21 protein-coding genes and 1 other annotated feature are annotated in these 20,940 nt (G+C 53.2%); of the genes, 6 read left to right on the forward strand and 15 right to left on the reverse strand.

Annotated features, from left to right (window positions below; all coding sequences use genetic code 11):
• The first annotated feature begins 9 nt into the window (after nt 1–9).
• The gene (gene dsdA / locus FDX24_RS09700; RefSeq protein WP_121585241.1) at nt 10–1,332 is read left to right on the forward strand and encodes a D-serine ammonia-lyase; all 1,323 of its coding nucleotides are present in this window, start codon (nt 10–12) and stop codon (nt 1,330–1,332) included.
• 12 nt (nt 1,333–1,344) lie between these two features.
• On the opposite strand, the gene FDX24_RS09705 is transcribed toward dsdA, so the two are convergent.
• The 6 genes from FDX24_RS09705 to ibpA all read right to left on the reverse strand — a co-directional run bounded on the left by FDX24_RS09705 (nt 1,345) and on the right by ibpA (nt 5,523).
• On the reverse strand, nt 1,345–1,875 hold the full coding sequence (locus FDX24_RS09705) for a radical SAM protein (RefSeq protein ID WP_048213763.1): 531 nt from the start codon (nt 1,873–1,875) through the stop codon (nt 1,345–1,347).
• Entirely contained in the window at nt 1,872–2,234 is a 363-nt protein-coding gene (locus FDX24_RS09710; protein WP_048213764.1) for a DUF202 domain-containing protein, read from the reverse strand. Before FDX24_RS09710 ends, FDX24_RS09705 begins: the two co-directional genes overlap by 4 nt.
• Nucleotides 2,224–2,571, reverse strand: a complete 348-nt coding sequence (locus FDX24_RS09715; protein WP_005121491.1) for a YidH family protein — start codon at nt 2,569–2,571, stop codon at nt 2,224–2,226. The genes FDX24_RS09710 and FDX24_RS09715 overlap by 11 nt, the downstream gene beginning before the upstream one ends.
• Before the next feature lie 229 nt (nt 2,572–2,800).
• Nucleotides 2,801–4,462, reverse strand: coding sequence for a putative transporter (locus tag FDX24_RS09720; protein WP_048213765.1), 1,662 nt, complete (start codon nt 4,460–4,462; stop codon nt 2,801–2,803).
• 124 nt (nt 4,463–4,586) lie between these two features.
• Complete coding sequence (gene ibpB / locus FDX24_RS09725) at nt 4,587–5,015, reverse strand: small heat shock chaperone IbpB (protein ID WP_005121488.1); 429 nt, start codon at nt 5,013–5,015, stop codon at nt 4,587–4,589.
• Between the two features lie 94 nt (nt 5,016–5,109).
• Complete coding sequence (gene ibpA, locus FDX24_RS09730) at nt 5,110–5,523, reverse strand: small heat shock chaperone IbpA (RefSeq protein WP_040231504.1); 414 nt, start codon at nt 5,521–5,523, stop codon at nt 5,110–5,112.
• Nucleotides 5,517–5,589: a sequence feature (ROSE (Repression Of Heat Shock gene Expression) occurs in the 5'-region of heat shock genes and acts as an RNA thermometer to modulate expression.), on the reverse strand. Its footprint overlaps the gene before it by 7 nt.
• A gap of 239 nt (nt 5,590–5,828) precedes the next feature.
• Between ibpA and FDX24_RS09735 the strand changes: the two genes are divergently transcribed.
• Nucleotides 5,829–6,161 (forward strand): YceK/YidQ family lipoprotein, encoded by a 333-nt coding sequence (locus FDX24_RS09735; protein WP_162873168.1) that lies wholly within the window; start codon nt 5,829–5,831, stop codon nt 6,159–6,161.
• 1 nt (nt 6,162) lies between these two features.
• On the opposite strand, the gene FDX24_RS09740 is transcribed toward FDX24_RS09735, so the two are convergent.
• The 9 genes from FDX24_RS09740 to dnaA form a co-directional block, all read right to left on the reverse strand.
• On the reverse strand, nt 6,163–7,389 hold the full coding sequence (locus FDX24_RS09740; protein WP_137364204.1) for a DUF3748 domain-containing protein: 1,227 nt from the start codon (nt 7,387–7,389) through the stop codon (nt 6,163–6,165).
• A 64-nt stretch (nt 7,390–7,453) separates the two neighbouring features.
• The gene (locus FDX24_RS09745) at nt 7,454–8,578 is read right to left on the reverse strand and encodes a DUF4056 domain-containing protein (protein WP_370529569.1); all 1,125 of its coding nucleotides are present in this window, start codon (nt 8,576–8,578) and stop codon (nt 7,454–7,456) included.
• Nucleotides 8,575–9,696 carry a BamA/TamA family outer membrane protein gene (locus tag FDX24_RS09750; protein ID WP_086523819.1) on the reverse strand — a complete coding sequence of 374 codons (1,122 nt, stop codon included), beginning with the start codon at nt 9,694–9,696 and terminating at the stop codon, nt 8,575–8,577. Before FDX24_RS09750 ends, FDX24_RS09745 begins: the two co-directional genes overlap by 4 nt.
• Before the next feature lie 5 nt (nt 9,697–9,701).
• Nucleotides 9,702–10,712, reverse strand: coding sequence for a hypothetical protein (locus tag FDX24_RS09755; RefSeq protein WP_137364205.1), 1,011 nt, complete (start codon nt 10,710–10,712; stop codon nt 9,702–9,704).
• A 172-nt stretch (nt 10,713–10,884) separates the two neighbouring features.
• Nucleotides 10,885–11,697, reverse strand: a complete 813-nt coding sequence (gene yidA / locus FDX24_RS09760; RefSeq protein WP_048213770.1) for a sugar-phosphatase — start codon at nt 11,695–11,697, stop codon at nt 10,885–10,887.
• A gap of 213 nt (nt 11,698–11,910) precedes the next feature.
• A complete protein-coding gene (gyrB, locus tag FDX24_RS09765; protein ID WP_137364206.1) occupies nt 11,911–14,325 on the reverse strand; it encodes a DNA topoisomerase (ATP-hydrolyzing) subunit B in 2,415 nt (804 codons plus the stop codon).
• 28 nt (nt 14,326–14,353) lie between these two features.
• Nucleotides 14,354–15,427 carry a DNA replication/repair protein RecF gene (gene recF / locus FDX24_RS09770; RefSeq protein ID WP_048213772.1) on the reverse strand — a complete coding sequence of 358 codons (1,074 nt, stop codon included), beginning with the start codon at nt 15,425–15,427 and terminating at the stop codon, nt 14,354–14,356.
• On the reverse strand, nt 15,427–16,527 hold the full coding sequence (gene dnaN / locus FDX24_RS09775; protein ID WP_137364207.1) for a DNA polymerase III subunit beta: 1,101 nt from the start codon (nt 16,525–16,527) through the stop codon (nt 15,427–15,429). The genes recF and dnaN overlap by 1 nt, the downstream gene beginning before the upstream one ends.
• Before the next feature lie 4 nt (nt 16,528–16,531).
• A complete protein-coding gene (gene dnaA / locus FDX24_RS09780) occupies nt 16,532–17,935 on the reverse strand; it encodes a chromosomal replication initiator protein DnaA (protein ID WP_061066893.1) in 1,404 nt (467 codons plus the stop codon).
• A 606-nt stretch (nt 17,936–18,541) separates the two neighbouring features.
• Here dnaA and rpmH point away from each other — a divergent pair.
• From rpmH to yidC, 4 genes are read left to right on the forward strand one after another with little or no spacing between them, the layout of a single operon-like run.
• On the forward strand, nt 18,542–18,682 hold the full coding sequence (rpmH, locus tag FDX24_RS09785; RefSeq protein WP_003023858.1) for a 50S ribosomal protein L34: 141 nt from the start codon (nt 18,542–18,544) through the stop codon (nt 18,680–18,682).
• 17 nt (nt 18,683–18,699) lie between these two features.
• Nucleotides 18,700–19,059, forward strand: a complete 360-nt coding sequence (gene rnpA / locus FDX24_RS09790; RefSeq protein ID WP_003844432.1) for a ribonuclease P protein component — start codon at nt 18,700–18,702, stop codon at nt 19,057–19,059.
• Entirely contained in the window at nt 19,023–19,280 is a 258-nt protein-coding gene (gene yidD / locus FDX24_RS09795) for a membrane protein insertion efficiency factor YidD (RefSeq protein WP_003023846.1), read from the forward strand. Before rnpA ends, yidD begins: the two co-directional genes overlap by 37 nt.
• Before the next feature lie 2 nt (nt 19,281–19,282).
• Nucleotides 19,283–20,929 (forward strand): membrane protein insertase YidC, encoded by a 1,647-nt coding sequence (gene yidC, locus FDX24_RS09800; RefSeq protein WP_048213774.1) that lies wholly within the window; start codon nt 19,283–19,285, stop codon nt 20,927–20,929.
• Nucleotides 20,930–20,940 lie beyond the last annotated feature (11 nt).

Consider the following 20,940-nt stretch of genomic DNA (forward strand, 5'->3'; position numbering starts at 1 on the left):
AGACTGACTATGGAAAACATTCAAACACTTATCGCCCAGCATCCTTTAGTGGAAGATCTGGTGGCTCTGAAAGAGACAACCTGGTTTAACCCTGGCACCACCTCTCTTGCGGAAGGTTTACCCTATGTTGGCCTGACAGCACACGACGTTGAGGATGCCCACGCGCGTCTGACGCGCTTCGCACCGTATCTGGCGCAGGCCTTCCCGGAAACTGCCGCTACTGGGGGCATTATCGAATCTGAGCTGGCCGCCATCCCGGCCATGCAAAAACGGCTGGAAAAAGAGTTCGGGCAGCCTATCCACGGCGAACTGCTGCTGAAAAAAGACAGCCACCTGCCAATTTCTGGCTCAATCAAAGCGCGTGGCGGCATTTATGAAGTCCTGACCCACGCGGAAAAACTGGCGTTGAAAGCGGGTCTGCTAACGACAAATGATGATTACAGCATTCTGCTTTCTCCTGAGTTCAAACAGTTCTTCAGCCAGTACAGCATCGCAGTAGGTTCAACTGGCAACCTGGGGATGTCTATCGGCATCATGAGCGCCCGAATCGGCTTTAACGTTACGGTCCATATGTCTGCCGATGCCCGCGCGTGGAAAAAATCCAGGCTGCGCAGCCACGGCGTGACGGTGGTGGAGTACGAAGAAGATTACGGAGTGGCGGTTGAACAGGGCCGCAAAGCGGCACAGTCCGATCCGAACTGTTTCTTTATCGATGATGAAAATTCCCGCACGCTGTTCTTAGGCTATGCGGTCGCCGGTCAGCGTCTGAAAGCGCAGTTTGCCCAGCAGGGGCGCGTGGTGGATGCCGATCATCCGTTGTTTGTTTACCTGCCATGCGGTGTGGGTGGTGGCCCTGGCGGCGTGGCGTTTGGCCTGAAGCTGGCATTCGGTGACAACGTTCATTGCTTCTTCGCAGAACCCACCCACTCCCCGTGCATGCTGCTGGGGATTTACACCGGGCTGCACGATACCATTTCCGTGCAGGATATCGGCATCGATAATCTGACAGCGGCAGATGGGCTGGCAGTCGGTCGCGCCTCGGGCTTTGTTGGCCGGGCGATGGAACGCCTGCTCGACGGACTGTACACCCTGGACGATCAGACTATGTACGATATGCTGGGCTGGCTGGCGCAGGAAGAAGGTATTCGCCTTGAGCCATCGGCGCTGGCGGGCATGGCTGGTCCTCAGCACGTTTGCGCCTCCACGGATTACCAGCAGATGCAAGGATTGAGCGCGGATCAGCTCAATAACGCCACGCACCTGGTGTGGGCGACCGGCGGCGGCATGGTGCCGGAAACCGAGATGGCGCAATACCTGGCGAAAGGGCGCTAACCCCCTCTGATCTCAACGCAGCATCGCCATCAGCTCCATCGGTGAGCGATGCTGTTTAATCAGATCGCGCATGACGCGCATATGGGGTGATGAGTGTTCAAAGAAGGCCTGATATCCCGCACACAGCACATTTTCCCCGTGAGTATCCCCATGCACCGGGCAATCACCACGGTAAAATTGCGATAAGGAACATGACCGACAACGCACGCTCTGCTGTGAGGTCGATTGCCGTTCAATTTGAACCGCCAGACCACACCATCGACGCAGAGTTTTATCAAAAAGCTGAATAGATACCCGATTAATATCTTCACGAACCCAGATATCAAATATCGTATTTAAAAACTGCCCCCACCCTTCTGGTGTGACAGATTCAGCCGTCAGGTTGCCTGCTTCATCGCGCTTAATCAGAGGGATAAACTGTACGAGACGAACATCGCCTTGTCGTAAATCACGGTACAGTTCAATAGGTTGCAAACTCTTCTGGTGATCAATCACCACCTTTAAAATACCCTCACTAACATCCATGTCCTCACATACTGTCATGCAAAATTCCCGATATATACGATAAGTTGGCGAACGTGTGTTACAGCAAACAGTATTGCAAGGGATAACACCGCGAGGGAGATCATAAATTTGTCACGCACCGCACGAGATTCAGAAAAATCGCTATGCGTAACATCCATCAGGTTACGGCTGCGGGTGTAGCGCCAGAGAATAATCGCCACAATTGCCAGCACCGCTATTGAAACCCAGAATAACGCTCCCGCCTGATGCCAGTTATGCTTAATCGCCAGCGCCATCAGTGCGCCATAGCCTAGCAACGTGCGAAACCAGGCCAGCGATGTCCGTTCCGGTTGTAGACCAGGATCGGACTGGCGACGGGCCTTACGACTACCCGGCATACAGCACCAGCGCCATAACAATCACCGCCACAAGCGTCAGCATGACGCTGATAATCAGCAGGCTGTTGGTGTACGGCATGTCCTCTTTCAGACGCATCGCCTTTTCATTTCGCAACCAGCGCAGATAACCGTAGATCGCCAGACCACCCGCAAACAGACACAGCAGCAAGGCAAGTGCCTCACGGATGACTGGCGTAGCAAAGTCCGGGGCCAGTTGATCAAGACCAACGCCCGCCGCCAGAAAACCCAGCGCAGTGCGGATCCACGCCAGAAACGTACGCTCATTTGCCAGCGAGAAGCGGTAATCCGGCGCTTCTCCAAGGCGGGAAATCTTCATGGCGACTCCTTCAATATTGTAGTCTGGTCGTTATACCGGAACAGTGAAAGAGTATGAACCTGATTCGCAAACGAAAGGGAGTGTAATGTGATGAGACAATGGAAAAGAGAGATGTGCTTTGAAATGCCGGATGGCGACTGGCGCCTTATCCGGCCTACAGTGAACGATGTAGGTCGGATAAGCGCAGCGCATCAGGCATTCCTGGATATGCTGACTGGATAGGTCAGTTTTAACCTAATCCCCAGAAGAGCACCGCCAACAGTTGTGGGGTGATAATCCTCAGGAACATGACCAGCGGATAAACGGTGGCGTAGGAGAGCGCTGCCGCCCCGCTGGTGGCATGCAGGTTGTTAGCAAACGCCAGCGCAGGAGGATCGGTCATTGAGCCAGCCAACATGCCACACAGCGTCAGGTAGTTCATTTTGGTGAGAAGGCGCGCCAGCAGACCGACGGTAATCAGCGGGATTGCGGTGATAAAAATACCGTAGCCCACCCAGCTCAGACCGTCGCCCTGCGTCAGGGTATGAACAAAATCACCGCCTGACTTCAGACCAACCACCGCGAGAAACAGTACGATACCCAACTCTCGCAACGCCAGGTTCGCGCTGGGAGGCATAAACCAGTACAGCTTACCGATACTGCCAATACGCCCCAAAATCAGCGCCATAATCAGTGGTCCACCGGCCAGCCCCAGTTTTAATGCCACCGGGAAACCGGGGATAAACAGCGGGATTGAACCCAACAACACCCCCAGCCCGATCCCAATAAACACCGGCAACATCTGCACCTGCTGCAGTTTTTGCTGTGCGTTACCCACAACATTGGCAACGGCATCAATCGACGAAGGACGCCCCACCAGATTGAGGATATCGCCAAATTGCAGGCTGGCATCGCTGCTGGCGACCAGCTCAACGCCCGCGCGGTTCAGACGGGAAATCACCACGTCGTAACGTTCTTTAAAGTGCAGGTCACGGATCCGCTTGCCAAGCACCTGTTCGTTGGTCACAACGACACGTTCAACACGCAAATCCGTACCCCGCGTTGACAGCGAAGTGTCCACTTCCTGCCCAATCACCACCTTCGCATTATGCAGATCGCCAGGCTGTCCGACCAGGTGAAGCAGATCGCCCATCTGGATAATCGTCCCCGGCGACGGCACCATCAACGTTTCATCTCGCTTCAGGCGTGAACAGATGATTTTGTCGCTGTTCAGAATGGGGACATCCTGAATCGCCATATTATTGAGGTTCGGGTTTTCAACACGAATGTTCATCGTCTGAATCAGCGTATGACCGTTGGTCAGCGTTGATTCATGCTGCTGAGCTTCGGACTCAACGTTCACGCGGAAAATGAGGCGCATCAGCCACATTGTGAGCAAAATACCGCAAATACCGAAAGGATAAGCCATGGCATAGCTCATCCCCATCTGATCGACCACATCCCCCGGCGTACCCAGATCGCGCAGAATTTGCTGCCCGGCACCCAGTGCGGGCGTATTGGTGACCGCGCCGGAGAAGATCCCCAGCACCACAGGCAGCGGAATAGCGAAGATCTTATGCAGAAGCGCGGTAACCAGCCCCCCGATAATCACGATCAGCACTGCAAACAGGTTCAGACGCAGTCCCGAAACACGCAGTGAGGCAAAGAAACCCGGCCCTACCTGGATGCCGATGGTATAGACGAAGAGTATCAGGCCAAATTCCTGAATAAAATGCAACATATCGCCGCTCAGGGTCATCCCTGCCTGATCGACAAAGTGTCCGACGATGATACCGCCGAACAGTACGCCTCCGATGCCAAAACCAACGCCCCGTACTTTAATGTTGCCGATCCATAACCCGACAACCGCCACCAATGCCAGAACGCTGACCGTCAATGCTATATCACTCATTCTTCTGTTCCCTGTGAATAACATCATTAAGTAAATGGATTCTCGCAGAGTACAAGCGCAATGTATGGGGGGTAAAGCACAAAAAAGCCCCGTCATTTCTGGCGGGGCAAAGGCCTGGAGCTATTTAGCTATTTAATGCGGGACGTTCGCTGATGGCGATACGTTGTGGAGCAATGGTTTCAGGTTCATTACGGGTCAAATCAATATGCAGTAAGCCATTGGTGAAGCTTGCGCCGGAGACTTCCATATTTTCAGCCAACGTAAAGCTCAGACTGAATGATTGAGTGACCAGCCCCTGATGCAACCATTTGGTCTCTTTTTCCGGCTGCTGCGGCGTACCTTTTACGGTCAGACGCGTGCCTTCCAGTTGAATATCCAAATCTTCCTGACGGAAACCGGCTAACGCAAGGGTAATGCGGTAGTGGTTATCATCGCTCTTTTCGATGTTATAGGGTGGGAAGCTTTGGCTTTCACCAGCGTTTTGTAATGCATTGGCCAGTTTGTCAAAACCGATCCATTGACGCAGCAGTGGGGATAAATCGTAGTTACGCATAATATTCTCCTTCTAAGAAGCGAGTAAGTACCTTTCGGCTCCCTGACGGCAAGCCTGTGCTTAGCAGGGCCGCGCAAGCGGCCCGACAGATAAATTAGTTGATTTCGATGCGGCGCGGTTTGTTCGCTTCAGGAATCACGCGCTCAAGCTCGATATACAGCAGACCGTTTACCAGGTTTGCGCCGCGAACGTGGATGTTCTCCGCTAACTGGAACTTGCGTTCGAAGTTGCGTTCGGCAATACCCTGGTACAGGTAAGTACGTTCTTTTTGCTCGTCCGCATGCGCGCCTTTCACCACCAGCAAATTATCCTGGGCGGTAATTTCCAGCTCGCTTTCAGCAAAGCCCGCAACGGCAATCGCAATGCGGTAGTGGTTTTCGTCTACCAGCTCAACGTTGTACGGAGGGTAGCCACCATTGCTTTGGCCCTGGTTGTTTTCCAGCAGGTTAAACAGACGATCAAATCCAATAGCAGAACGGTATAGCGGGGATAAATCAAAGTTACGCATAATCAATAGCTCCTGAAATCAGCGAGAATGTTGGACCTTCCATCTTGGACAGGTCAGGTAGCCAGGACACCCATCAGGCATGCCCTTCATTTGTCTACACCCTAAAAATGGGTCTTAATACAAACTTTTCAAGCGTACTCCTCTGACTTTTTTTGCAGTTTGTTGTCTATTGCATACACTGGGGGGAGCAGTCGTTATCGTTAAATCGCGATTGCCGCCACAGTGCGACAAGATGGTGATGTTATTTTCGCAACGGATCGCTTTAACTCACCCTGCAAACACGATGATTAGCAGATGAAATAATGATGATAAAAAAAATAGTGTTAACACTGATGATGTGCAGCGGGATGGTTTTTATCAGCGGCTGTTCCAGCGTGATGTCACATACCGGAGGGAAAGAAGGGATATATCCTGGCACGCGCGCCAGCGCCACAATGATTAGCGAAAGTGATACAAACTGGGGAACAAAGTCGCTGGCGATTCTGGATATGCCTTTTACCGCGGTTCTGGATACGGTACTGCTTCCGTGGGATCTCTTTCGCAAAGATAACTCGGTTCGATCTCGCGTAGAAAAGAGCGAGGAGAGAACGCAAGCCACCAACGCCGTTATCCCCCCCGCTCAAATGCCTGCGCCTTAAGTTAACGTCCGGTTTCTGTCACCCATAGCTGGCGGAAACCGTCGACGTCTTCCATCCATGCAACCTGTCGGCCATCAGGAGAGAAGACGATCGCATCTGCTGAAGGTGGGTTGCCATGGCTGGTCGTTAAAAATTCAATCTCTCCCGTCTGCGCATCACAACAAGCGATTCTGTTCTGCAGTACAAATCCCAACCATTTTCCCGACGGATGCCAGTTGAATGCTGACTGAATATCCGTGTCACAGCGGGTAAGCTGACGCGGTTCTCCTCCCTGTGGGGAAATCAACCATAACTGCACGATACCGTTGTCATCACGCATCAGAAACGCAATTTCGGCTGCCGTTGGATTACTGCGCACCCAATGCCGCGGTTGATTCACCAGCCCCGGGAAGGCGCGATCATGAGTAAACGTCAGGCGGCGCTGGACTATGCCGGCTGGTGGCGCAGGCATTGTTGCTTCCGTTCCTTCCAGAGGTGCCTCGCCAGGCTGTTTCCAGCCACATTCATGGCGTGGCAAATCAACGATAAACAGTTCCGGTACTTTTTCGCCACTGACAGACAACGTGTCGCCGATAAAGGCCAGCGTATGATCCCCCACCCAGCCTTCTTCATAAGCGCGGTTAATCTCATCGCTCCCCGGTTTTGGCGTTGGTGTCGTCTGGCTCACCAGCACGCACCAAGAGTTCCCGCTGTATTCACGGGGATGCTGCGCGGAGACCTTCACCGGCCCATACGGCGCAGCAACGCCGACATTGCGTAAATCCAGCGCCGGTGAGCGCTCATGTAGCACGTGATCGTTATAGGTAAAACTGACAAACTCGCCGTTTGGGCTAAAAACATGCACATGACTACCACCGCGCAGCGCGCCTGGGGTATACGGCGCAGTAATATCCATCGCATCCAGATTCCCCACATCTGCCTGCGTAGCAATCACTCCACGGCGATGATGAAAATCGTAATACCATGTTTCATCAGGGTTTTCTGGTCCATGAATGAACACATATTTTTCAGCTTTTGGATGAACGGTCACCACGCCGACGTGTGCGCCTTGCGTAGCACGGTAAATCACCGCCACCTCACCGGTGTGAATATTGACGCGTTCAATCGTCTCTCCGGTAAACGATGCACCGGAAGGACGCACATCAAAGACCAGCCACTGGCTGTCCGGTGTCCAGGTGTTGATATTGGTAAGCTGATGATTACGCGCTGCAAAGGTGATTTGTTTCATGGTGGTGTCCCGGACGAAAAATACCGCTCCTTTTTACCACGCACAGCGCGTATCCCATAAGCCTTTAGCGGGCCGCAAGCGCATCAGCTTGCTGAGCGTTCACAGCCAAAGCGGGGAAGTCCTCGAACGTATAGTAACGAATGGGTGGCGGTAACTGCTCCATTGCTGTACCCGGCCACAGTTGCAACTCTCCGACAGCATTGAGATCAACGCCCTGCCAGTGGTGCGGCAGCGCCAGTCGCTGCAGAACAGCCCGCTCGCCAGGCACGCGTGTCGGCAAACGATTATCCCCCATCTGATAGTTACGCCGCAGCACCAGATACTTTTCCGGCACCCGACGCCGACTGTTCCACCAGCGGCCGTCCAGCATATCGAAATGGAAACGGGTGAGTTCCGGCGACTGAGCGCCAAGATGGACAAGTGCCTGGCGAAGTGCCGTCCCCATCGCCACCTCGTAAACCCCCTGAGAAACTGTTTGCCCCTCCAGAATCAGCGACACCGCCAGGCGGGCACCAAGCAGATTGGAGTAAAGATCCTCTGGCGAAAATGCAGAAACACCTTCAGAAAATCCGGGAACAGACTCAAAACCGTACCATTGCGCAATTTCATGCCACTCCGCGACCTGAAACGCCAGATGAGCGGCCAGCCAGGCTGCCAGCGTGTAACGCGCGACAGGATCGGTTGGTGGTGTAAAGGCATTAAACACTAACCGACGCTGGGCCAGTTCGCTATCCAGATCGAGCGTAAAAGCCTGTCCCAGTTTCGGCAGGATCTGACTAAAGATATAGACCGTCATATCAGCGGTATCACGCACGTGGGCGGTATCAATAAAGCCACCGTGCGTGGTGTAGAGAATGCCGTTATTTTCACGGCTTAAGCCGGTCAGGTTTTCCAGCCCGGCCAGCATGCTATCGTTGTACTGATGCAATCCAAGGTGGCTCGCCGGGACCACGTTATCCAGCTGATAAAACGGTACCGGCATGCCCAGCAATTCCGCATGCAAGTTGTAGCCAAATGCACAGCAAGGACGTAACCCTTTAGGCAGTGGCTGTGGCGGCATAGCAGGCCACGCGGTGGTCGCTCTCGTTGTTACCTGCGGAGACAGATCTAATGCCACTGGTAGTGCCGCTCCAGCGCTGCCTGCGAGAAGTGATGCCAGTAACGACATAGTTTTCAGCAACCTGCTCAAAATGCCTCTCCGACCTGAAAATAGAAACCGCTGCTGCCTTTGCCGATGCCGTAATCCAGGCGTACGTTGACGCGCGGCTTGAATTCAAAGCGATAACCGACTCCTGCCGAGGGCAGGAGTCGTCCGTCGTCCAGCGCACTAAATGATGGCCCCATAGTCCCTGCACCCAGCCAACCGACCACGCCGTGCCGCCAATCGAGCTTGCGGCGATACTCAAGTTGCCCGCTGACGACATTCTTGTCCCGATAGCGCCCTTCGTAATAACCGCGCATGCGTTGATTGCTACCGAGCAGCGGCATCATGCTCCATGGCACTGCTCCCTGGGTAAACGTGCCATCCGCCTCCCATGCCAGCACGTTTTTATCGTCCAGCGAGTGGTAACGGCTGTAATGCAACTGGTATTCATCAAACCGGGTATCGCTCCCCACCTCAGGAGTAAAGCGGGTGTAGCGCACATCGGCATACTGCCCTTTACGCGGATTGGGTACGAAATCACGATCGTCCCAGCTCAGTTCCACGCTACTCCCGGAACTGAGAACCGATGCCCCCTGCGGCGTAGTTTCAATTTTCGGCGGATCGTTGTCGTCCATTTGCGCAGCATGCTGGGTATTCAGCGACCAGCCGACCCCCAGATAGATGTTAGGCGCTAACCGCCGGTATAGCGTTGGACGCAAATCCAGGACCTGAGCGGTATATTGCTGTTTTTGGCTATCTTTATCTCCGGCGCTAAAACCCTGCCCCCAGTAGTAGGTTGGGGTATCTGTTAATGCGCCATTAAGAAAGAAACGCCAGCGATCGTCGGCGAAAAAAGCATAATTTTGCATCGTGATGCCAAAGGCCCCCGTTGAGCTAAAGTAGCCGCTCAACGTCAGCGTCGAGTTTTGACTCACCGTATCGTTCGGATCGGGTCGATACATCCCCACCACCGCCGTCCCGATCCCCAGCCCCAGTTCTGGGGTATAAAACGGCCCAGGCATCACTCCCCAGTCGATACCTTTAGTGGCGTTAAAGTTATCGCTGGCGCCCAGTTTATTCAGCCAGCCGTCAATCTCATTGCGGGTCGGCAGCGCCGACTGAACGTATCCGGCAAACAGGCAGAAAAACAGAAGCAGGCCGATGCGCGTCAAAAACGATACTCTCCCGCAGCAAAGAAGCTATTACGGTCGGCGAAGCCAATTTCGGTGGTGATATTAACGTTGCGGGTCAACTCATATTGCGCGCCTACCAGCACGTTCCAGGGGGATTGCAGGTGTTGTTTAACATCGAAGCGACCATTGCTATCCTTGTTCGCAATATCCACCATTTTTTGCAGCGCCGCAGAAGGCATCGTGAGATCGTTCAGGCTGCCGCTAAATTCTTGCTGCACATCCTGATACATGCTGCCCACCCACAGATTTAACTTACCGGATGGCATGTGCAGGGTCTCCATGCCGGGAGTGGTAAAGCGATAACCTACACGCGGAGAGATGGTAAAGGCATTAATACTGCCATCAAGGATATCGAACTGTGTTTGCGTATAGTTGGCATCAAAAGCCGTAAACCAGTAGCCCACTCCACCAACCAGAGTCGTTCCTACACCGTAGGTTGTGCCTTTAAAGTCGAGCTGAAATGCCAGATTCTGCAAATTGGCTGGTGTACGGTATTTACGTGGTCCTTTGATTCCTACACCTATCTGCGAAACAGAGTGTCCGTCGGTATAGCCAATCAGACCATAGACGTTCATAAAGGGCAGCAGCCAGGCATCCAGTTTTAAGGTTTCGGTTTTACTTCTCTCTCGGGTGTTGCCGACGTTGATTTTAAACGCGTTATTCAACGAGTGACCGCGCAGGGAAAGACCGTTGAAATTGATGCTGTCTACATTAATGTTTTGCCTGATATTCATGTAGTTAATATTCACGCCAAACGGCTCAGGCAGGTCGTAGCCACGTTTACGTGCCTCCTCACCTAAAAACGGCAAAACAGAGTGGCTTGTGGTTGGTTTAACCGCGGGTTTTGTCGGCAAAGAAGTAGCCTGACCATCGTCCTGATAGTCATACAGCGGTGTCAATGTTGAGCCAGAATCCGTCGCAGCCCAGGCCTGAAAAGCCAAACAGGAAGACGTCATCAACACCAGGCGGATGCGTGTGTTAGTCATAAGGAAACATAGTTGCAGGCAGGAATCGCCCGAATATAAAAGAAGGGGGGAGAGTATAGAAGTTACGTGCTAAATGGGGGGATTAATGTGCGATTTCACATCTGATAATACAAACATGATTTTTATAACATTCTTAATGTTTTATGCCTGGCCGAAGCCAGGCATACGTGTATCAGGAGAGAACGTATTTCTCAATCGCCCAGGCTACGCCGTCTTCAAGATTGGATTTCGTCACGAAGTTAGCCACTTCTTTCACCGACGAAATAGCATTATCCATTGCAACGCCTACGCCTGCGTATTCGATCATCGCGATATCATTTTCCTGATCGCCAATCGCCATCACCTCTTCGGCTTTAATTCCTAACGCATCGGCCAGCGATTTCACGCCAGTGCCTTTATTGACGCGTTTATCCAGAATTTCGAGGAAATATGGCGCACTTTTCAGCACGGTGTACTTCTCTTTTACCTCTGCTGGAATACGCGAGATGGCTTGATCGAGGATTTCTGGTTCATCAATCATCATCACTTTCAGGAACTGGGTCGCCGGGTCCATTTTCTCTGCTTCACAGAACACCAGCGGGATGGTCGCGACAAAAGACTCATGCACCGTGTAGTAACTGATATCACGGTTGGCGGTATACAGAGTATTGCGATCGAGTGCGTGGAAATGCGAGCCGACCGTCCTGGAGAGTTGTTCCAGGAAGCGGTAATCATCATAGCTCAGCGCGGTTTGCGCGACGGTGCTTCCATCTCCGGCTTTCTGCACCAGCGCACCGTTGTAGGTAATACAGTAGTCACCGGGTTGTTCCATATGCAGTTCTTTCAGATAGCTGTGGACGCCAGCATACGGGCGCCCCGTGGTCAGCACCACATTCACACCTCGCGCGCGTGCCGCGGCAATCGCCGTTTTGACCGCTGGTGAAATGGTGTGATCGGGCAGCAGAAGTGTGCCATCCATGTCGATAGCAATAAGTTTGATAGCCATGAGTTCCCCGGATTAAATGAGTCCATCCTCATGCTAACGCGATTCCGCTCAAAAAACAGCTACGAAAAGGGGGATGGAAAGGGGAATCGGGATTCCCCTTTTGACAATCGATGGTAGGGCGGATAGGGCCTGAGCCGCCATCCGGCAAACGCAGACGAACTGCCTGATGGCGCTTCGCTTATCAGGCCTACAGGAGCAGGCCTGAGGTACATGTTAGATATCGATATTCGCCGCTTTCAGGGCGTTTTCTTCGATAAATGCACGACGCGGTTCAACAGCATCACCCATCAGCGTGGTGAACAACTGGTCAGCGGCAATCGCATCCTTCACGGTAACGCGCAGCATACGGCGGCTTTCCGGATCCATGGTAGTTTCCCACAGCTGTTCCGGGTTCATCTCGCCCAGACCTTTATAGCGCTGAATCGCGAGGCCACGACGGGACTCTTTCACCAGCCAGTCCAGCGCCTGCTCGAAGCTGGCAACCGGCTGACGACGCTCGCCACGTTCGATAAACGCATCGTCTTCGATCAGGCCACGTAGTTTCTCACCCAGCGCGCAGATACGACGGTATTCGCCGCCGGTCACAAACTCGTGATCCAGCGGATAGTCGGTATCAACACCGTGGGTACGCACGCGGATCACCGGCTCGAACAGGTTCAGTTCAGCGTCTTTACGCACAAAGCTGTTCCAGGTGCTGCCGTGCATTTCGTTTTCATTCAGCACGTTAACCAGCTGGGAAACCCAGGCAGTGACTTTCGCTTCATCAGAGAGATCGGCTTCAGCCAGCGTCGGTTGATAAACCAGTTCTTTCAACAGCGCTTTCGGGAAACGGCGTTCCATACGGCCAATCATTTTCTGCGTGGCGTTGTATTCAGAAACCAGTTTTTCCAGCGCATCACCCGCCAGCGCCGGCGCGTGGGCATTGGTGTGCAGCGTAGCACCATCAAGGGCGATAGAGATCTGGTACTGATCCATCGCTTCATCGTCTTTGATGTACTGTTCCTGCTTGCCTTTCTTCACTTTGTACAGCGGCGGCTGCGCAATGTAGACGTGGCCGCGCTCAACGATTTCCGGCATCTGACGATAGAAGAAGGTCAACAGCAGCGTACGGATGTGCGAGCCATCGACGTCCGCATCGGTCATGATGATGATGCTGTGATAACGCAGTTTGTCCGGGTTGTACTCGTCGCGACCGATGCCGCAGCCCAGCGCGGTGATCAGCGTCGCCACTTCCTGAGAAGAGAGCATCTTGTCGAAGCGCGCCTTCTCAACGTTAAGAATTTTACCCTTCAGCGGCAGAATCGCCTGGTTTTTACGGTTACGTCCCTGCTTCGCAGAGCCGCCCGCTGAGTCCCCTTCCACCAGGTACAGTTCAGAGTGAGCCGGGTCGCGTTCCTGACAGTCCGCCAGTTTGCCCGGCAGACCCGCTAAGTCCAGCGCACCTTTACGGCGGGTCATTTCACGCGCGCGGCGTGCGGCTTCACGAGCACGCGCCGCATCAATAATTTTGCCGACGACGATTTTCGCGTCAGACGGGTTTTCCAGCAGGTATTCGCTCAGCAGTTCGTTCATCTGCTGTTCTACCGCCGATTTCACCTCAGAAGAGACCAGCTTGTCTTTGGTCTGGGAGGAGAATTTCGGATCCGGTACCTTCACGGAAACAACGGCAATCAGGCCTTCACGGGCATCGTCACCGGTAGCGCTGACTTTCGCTTTTTTGCTGTAGCCTTCTTTGTCCATGTAGGCGTTCAGGGTACGGGTCATCGCCGCACGGAAGCCTGCAAGGTGAGTACCGCCGTCACGCTGCGGAATGTTGTTGGTGAAGCAGTAGATGTTTTCCTGGAAACCATCGTTCCACTGCAGCGCAACTTCAACGCCAATACCGTCTTTTTCGGTGGAGAAGTAGAAGATATTCGGGTGGATCGGCGTTTTGTTTTTGTTGAGGTATTCAACAAACGCCTTGATGCCGCCTTCGTAGTGGAAATGATCTTCTTTGCCATCGCGCTTATCGCGCAGACGAATAGACACGCCGGAGTTCAGGAATGACAGCTCGCGCAGACGCTTAGCCAGAATGTCGTATTCGAACTCAACGACGTTGGTAAAGGTTTCGTGGCTTGGCCAGAAACGGACCTGAGTCCCCGTCATTTCTGTTTCGCCAGTTACTGCCAGCGGCGCCTGCGGCACACCGTGCACGTAAGTTTGCTGATGCACTTTGCCTTCACGACGAATCACCAGTTCCAGCTTCTGTGACAGGGCGTTAACGACGGAAACACCTACGCCGTGCAGACCACCGGAAACTTTATAGGAGTTATCATCGAATTTACCGCCTGCGTGCAAAACGGTCATGATAACTTCCGCTGCCGAAACGCCCTCTTCCGGGTGGATACCGGTTGGGATACCACGGCCATCATCGGTAACGGACACGGAGTTGTCAGCGTGAATCGTTACCACGATATCTTTACAGTGACCCGCGAGCGCTTCGTCGATAGCGTTATCTACCACCTCGAATACCATGTGGTGCAGACCGGTGCCGTCATCCGTGTCGCCGATATACATACCCGGGCGCTTACGCACCGCATCCAGTCCTTTCAGGACTTTGATACTGGAGGAGTCATAAGAATTCGACATCAACGTTTCTCGCTCATTTTATCTTGGGTTAATCCGTTATTTTACCCTTTTCCACGGTAAACATCTTCGAATTTTCATCGGACATGTCTATAACGTGTTCAGCGCTGATTGCGCTGACAAAGACCTGAGATTGCGTGGCTTTTAAGCGGCTGGCCAGCAGTCCGCGACGCGCGTCATCCAGTTCAGAGGCAAAATCATCTATCAGGTACAGGCAGCGCCGCCCGCTTTCACGGGTCAGAAACTCCCCTTGCGCCAGACGTAAGGCGCACATCAGCAGCTTGAGCTGCCCACGCGACAACGTATCTTCCACCGGCGCACCATCGGCGCGAATGCGGAAATCCGCCTTATGCGGACCGTGCGCGGTGTAGGTCAACATGCGATCGCGTTCAAAACTGCGTTCCAGCACTTCGGCGTAATCTGTCTCTTTCTCCCAGCCGCGCTGGAAAGAGAAGGAGAGAGAAAACTCGGGAAGAAACTGCTGGCAGGTATCCGCCATATCCTGCGCGATACCGGCGCTGTACTCCGCGCGCCAGGTGCTGATTTGTTCCGCCAGTGGGATCAGTTCTTTATCCCACGGGCGGAGTTGTTCATAACGACTTACCTGGCGCAGTGCTGCATTGCGCTGTTTGAGCAGGCGCTTCAGGTTGCTCCAGGCGGTGAAAAATCCGGCTTCATTGTGAAAGCATCCCCAGTCAAGGAATGCTCTTCTGTATTTGGGGCCGCCATTGAGTAAAGTAAACCCCTCGGGCGTGATCAGCTGCATCGGCATCAGGTGCGCCAGTTCCGCGACCTTGTGCCCGTCAGTGCCGTCAATGCGCACTTTACTGTCGCCCAGTTTGTCTTTCGTCAGGCCAATCGACGTCTCACGCTCATCACCCTGCAAACGCCCGTGTAAAACAAACGATTCCTGCTCGTGGCGAATCACGCGGCCAATTTGCAAACTGCGAAACGCCCGACCGTGGCCGAGCGTATAGATAGCTTCCAGCACGCTGGTTTTGCCGCTGCCGTTAGCGCCTACCAGGAAGTTAAAGCCGGGAGATAAAGCGAGATCCGCGTTTTCGATATTACGAAAATCGCGGATCAACAGGCGGGTCAGCGACATTACAGTCTCATTGGCATAACAACGTAAGCCGCGCTCTGGCTGGCTGCATCTTCAATTTGTACGCTGGAGACGGAATCGGTCAGCAGAATACGCACGTTTTCGCACTTCAGCGCGTTCAGAACGTCCAGTACGTAGCTAACGTTAAAGCCGATTTCCAGTTCTGTACCAGGATAGGAGACATCCAGAATTTCTTCGGCTTCTTCCTGCTCCGGGTTATTAGCGGTGATTTTCAGCTGGTTTTCACTGACATACAGACGCACGCCGCGGAATTTCTCGTTAGAAAGGATCGCCGCACGGGCAAACGCCTGTTTGAGGATATCGCAACCTGCTTCCAGATGTTTGTCCGGATTCTTCGGCAGTACGCGGCGATAATCCGGGAAACGACCGTCAACCAGCTTGGAGGTAAAGATGAAATCACCCACGTGCGCACGAATGTTGTTGCTGCCAATCTGCACGCGCAGCGGGTTATCGCCGCCGTCGAGCATACGCATCAGTTCAATCACGCCTTTACGCGGTACGATCACCGAATGGCTGGGCAACGGCTGACCGACAGGCATTGAACAGACCGCCAGGCGGTGACCGTCGGTCGCCACGGTACGCAGCTCTTCCCCTTCGGTTTCAAACAGCATGCCGTTTAAATAGTAACGCACGTCCTGATGCGCCATTGAAAACTGCGTGGCTTCAATCAGACGCTTCATCGTCGCCTGCGCTAGCGTGAATTCGACTTCGCTCTGCCAGTCGTCCAGATTCGGGAAGTCGGCGGCAGGCAGCGTGGACAGCGAGAAACGGCTGCGGCCAGAACGCACCAGCATACGGTCGCCTTCCAGTTGAACGGCAATTTCTGCGCCTTCCGGCAACCCGCGGCAAATATCGAAGAATTTACGCGCCGGAACGGTGGTCGCACCAGGTTCATGCGGCTGGATCAGCGCCACGCGCGCCACCATCTCCATTTCGAGATCGGTACCGGTCAGAGAAAGCGCACCGTCAGCAACCTGCAGCAGCAGGTTTCCGAGGATCGGCAGTGTAGGACGTCCACCCAGCGGGCCGCTGACCTGCTGAAGCGGTTTTAATAAATGTTCACGTTCAACGGTAAATTTCATAGCGTCACGAAGATAATGTTCTGATTAAATTGGAGAAATCTTCTTTAATATCATGGCTTTCTTCACGCAACTGCTCAATCTTACGGCAGGCATGAAGCACGGTAGTATGATCGCGCCCACCAAACGCATCGCCAATTTCCGGCAGACTGTGGTTAGTGAGCTCTTTTGCCAGCGCCATCGCCATCTGACGCGGACGTGCTACCGAACGAGATCGACGCTTAGAAAGCAGATCCGCAATTTTGATTTTGTAATACTCTGCCACCGTCTTTTGAATATTGTCGATGGTGACCAGCTTTTCCTGCAAAGCCAGCAAATCGCGCAGCGCTTCACGCACGAAATCGATAGTAATTGCCCGGCCGGTAAAATTGGCGTTAGCGATCACGCGGTTCAGTGCGCCTTCCAGTTCACGCACGTTAGAGCGTAGACGCTTGGCGATAAAGAACGCCACTTCACCCGGCAGACGAATGTCGTTTTCGTCAGCCTTTTTCATCAGGATCGCGACGCGTGTTTCCAGCTCAGGCGGCTCGATCGCGACAGTCAGTCCCCAGCCGAAGCGAGATTTCAGACGATCTTCAACGCCGTTGATCTCCTTCGGATAGCGATCCGAGGTCAGGATGATCTGCTGATTACCTTCCAGCAGGGCATTAAAGGTGTGGAAAAATTCTTCCTGTGAACGTTCTTTATTAGCAAAGAATTGAATATCGTCAATCAGCAGCGCATCAACGGAACGGTAATAGCGTTTAAACTCTTCGATCGCATTGTTTTGCAGGGCTTTAACCATGTCCTGCACAAAACGCTCGGAGTGCATATACACCACTTTTGCGTTCGGCTTACGCGCCATAATGCCGTTACCGACAGCGTGCAGCAGGTGGGTTTTACCCAGACCCGTACCGCCATAAAGGAATAACGGATTGTAGGCGCCGCCTGGATTGTCCGCCACCTGACGTGCCGCCGCGCGCGCCAGTTGGTTAGATTTACCTTCAACGAAGTTATCAAACGTATGTTTGACGTTGACGTTAGAGCGATAGGTAGGTTCAGCCGGAGCCGGGACGTTATCCCAGCCAGGGCGCGCTGCCGGTACGGTACGTTGCGGTTGCACTTGCTGAGCCACGTGGGCGGGCGCCACAACGTTGTTGACCGGCGTTTTCAGCGTTTGCGTAACGGGTTTAGTGCCAACCTCAAAACGCAGCTGTGGGGCATCCGCTCCGCAAAAATTATTGAGTAATCCATTAATATTATTAAGGTATTTATCCCTTACCCAATCGAGCACGAAACGGTTTGGCGCATACAAAGCCAGCGTGTTATCGCTCAGTTCCGCCTGCAACGGGCGTATCCACATACTGAATTCTGTGGCTGGTAACTCATCCTGCAATCGGGCAAGACACTGCTGCCAAAGCGAAAGTGACACGGCGGACTCCACTCGAACAAAAGTCGATAAATGACAAAGGCTGAAACATTCATGATTGTTGACGCACATCGACAAGACCCTATGCAAAGGGTGACGTGCGAATTGCTATCTGCAATTTTTACCCGATCAGGATCCATTGAAACGATCGGGACCGCGGATCATAGCGTAAACTGAGAAAGAGATCTTCTGTTTCTCACAGATTCTTCCCGATTTATCCACAGGATGATCCAGAATCGGCTAAGTGTAAACGATCCTGGAGAAGTGCTGCAGGTTTTCGCGCGCATATTGAAAAAATTAATGAGTAAAGATGCTTTACTGCTTAAACGATCTAATAAAGATCCCGTGCGATCCTTGCGCTTTATCCACCAGCCCGTATAATTCTTACCCCCAGCGAGTAACGGTCGCCTTACGGCGTCAACGCTGCCTGTTTTTTACACAAAACCACGTGAAAAAAAACGGGATATAAGGAAAGAGAATTGACTCCGGAGTGTACAATTATTACAATCCGGCCTCTTTAATCACCCACACTGTGGCGTAAGTCGTTCGAAATTCGTTCGGGTATACGCAAAAGTCAGTGAATTTATTCAAGTTTAGGTAGAAATCGCCATGAAACGCACTTTTCAACCGTCTGTACTGAAGCGCAACCGTTCTCACGGCTTCCGTGCTCGTATGGCAAATAAAAATGGTCGTCAGGTTCTGGCACGTCGTCGTGCTAAAGGCCGTTCTCGTCTGACCGTTTCTAAGTAATAAAAGCTAGCCCCTGAGTGGTTAAGCTCGCATTTCCCAGGGAGTTACGTTTGTTAACTCCCACTCATTTCACATTCGTCTTCCAGCAGCCACAACGGGCTGGCACGCCGCAAATCACCATCCTCGGCCGCCTGAATTCGCTGGGGCATCCCCGTATCGGTCTTACCGTCGCCAAGAAAAATGTTAAACGTGCGCATGAACGTAATCGGATTAAACGTCTGACGCGTGAAAGCTTCCGTTTACGTCAGCACGAGCTTCCAGCAATGGATTTCGTGGTGGTGGCGAAAAAAGGGGTTGCTGACCTCGATAACCGTGCTCTCTCGGAAGCGTTGGAAAAATTATGGCGTCGCCATTGTCGCCTGGCTCGCGGGTCCTGATAGCCCTCATTCGGGTCTATCAACGCCTGATCAGTCCGCTGCTTGGGCCGCATTGCCGTTTCACTCCAACCTGTTCGAGCTACGGAATTGAGGCATTGCGCAGGTTTGGAGTGATAAAAGGCAGTTGGTTGACGGTGAAACGCGTATTAAAATGCCACCCTTTACACCCTGGTGGTGACGATCCCGTCCCGCCCGGACCATTTGATACCAGAGAACACTAACGATGGATTCGCAACGCAATCTTTTAGTCATCGCTTTGCTGTTCGTGTCTTTCATGATCTGGCAAGCCTGGGAGCAGGATAAAAATCCGCAACCTCAGGCCCAACAGACCACGCAGACAACGACCACCGCAGCGGGTAGCGCCGCAGACCAGGGCGTACCGGCCAGTGGCCAGGGGAAACTGATTACGGTTAAAACTGACGTGCTTGATCTGACCATCAACACCCGTGGTGGTGATGTGGAACAGGCTTCACTGCCAGCTTACCCGAAAGAACTGGGTTCTACCGAACCGTTCCAGTTACTGGAAACCACGCCACAGTTCATCTACCAGGCACAAAGTGGCCTGACAGGTCGTGACGGCCCGGATAACCCGGCTAACGGCCCGCGTCCGCTGTACAACGTCGAAAAAGACGCGTTTGTACTGGCTGACGGTCAGAACGAACTGCAGATCCCGATGACCTATACTGACGCAGCGGGTAACACATTCACTAAAACGTTTGTACTCAAGCGTGGTGAATATGCTGTCAACGTTAACTACAGCGTGCAGAACGCCGGCGAAAAACCGCTGGAAGTCTCCACCTTTGGTCAGCTGAAGCAATCCATCAATCTGCCATCTCATCGTGACACCGGTAGCAGCAACTTTGCGCTGCACACCTTCCGTGGCGCGGCGTACTCCACGCCAGATGAGAAGTATGAGAAATACAAATTCGACACCATTGCTGACAACGAAAACCTGAACGTCAATGCTAAAGACGGTTGGGTTGCAATGCTGCAACAGTATTTCGCCACGGCATGGGTTCCGCGTAACGACGGCACCAACAACTTCTATACCGCTAACCTGGGTAACGGCATTGCCGCTATCGGCTATAAATCACAGCCGGTATTGGTACAGCCTGGTCAGACTGGCGCGATGACCAGCACCCTGTGGGTCGGCCCGGAAATTCAGGATAAAATGGCGGCCGTTGCACCGCACCTGGATCTGACCGTGGATTACGGCTGGTTGTGGTTCATTTCTCAGCCGCTGTTCAAACTGCTGAAATGGATCCATAGCTTCCTGGGTAACTGGGGCTTCTCCATCATCGTTATCACCTTTATCGTTCGTGGCATCATGTACCCGCTGACCAAAGCGCAGTACACCTCCATGGCGAAGATGCGTATGCTGCAGCCGAAGATTCAGGCAATGCGTGAGCGTCTGGGCGATGACAAACAGCGTCAGAGCCAGGAAATGATGGCCCTGTACAAAGCTGAGAAGGTTAACCCGCTGGGCGGCTGCTTCCCGCTGATCATCCAGATGCCAATCTTCCTGGCGTTGTACTACATGCTGATGGGCTCCATTGAACTGCGTCATGCGCCGTTCGCGCTGTGGATCCATGACCTGTCCGCACAGGACCCGTACTACATTCTGCCGATTCTGATGGGCGTGACGATGTTCTTCATTCAGAAGATGTCTCCGACCACCGTGACCGACCCGATGCAGCAGAAGATCATGACCTTTATGCCGGTCATCTTCACCGTGTTCTTCCTGTGGTTCCCGTCAGGTCTGGTGCTGTACTATATCGTCAGCAACCTGGTAACCATTATTCAGCAGCAGCTGATTTACCGTGGTCTGGAGAAGCGTGGCCTGCATAGCCGCGAGAAGAAAAACTCCTGATTCGGTGTAGG

The organism is Citrobacter sp. wls716 (genome assembly GCF_005280975.1).
Classification (GTDB): domain Bacteria; phylum Pseudomonadota; class Gammaproteobacteria; order Enterobacterales; family Enterobacteriaceae; genus Citrobacter; species Citrobacter youngae.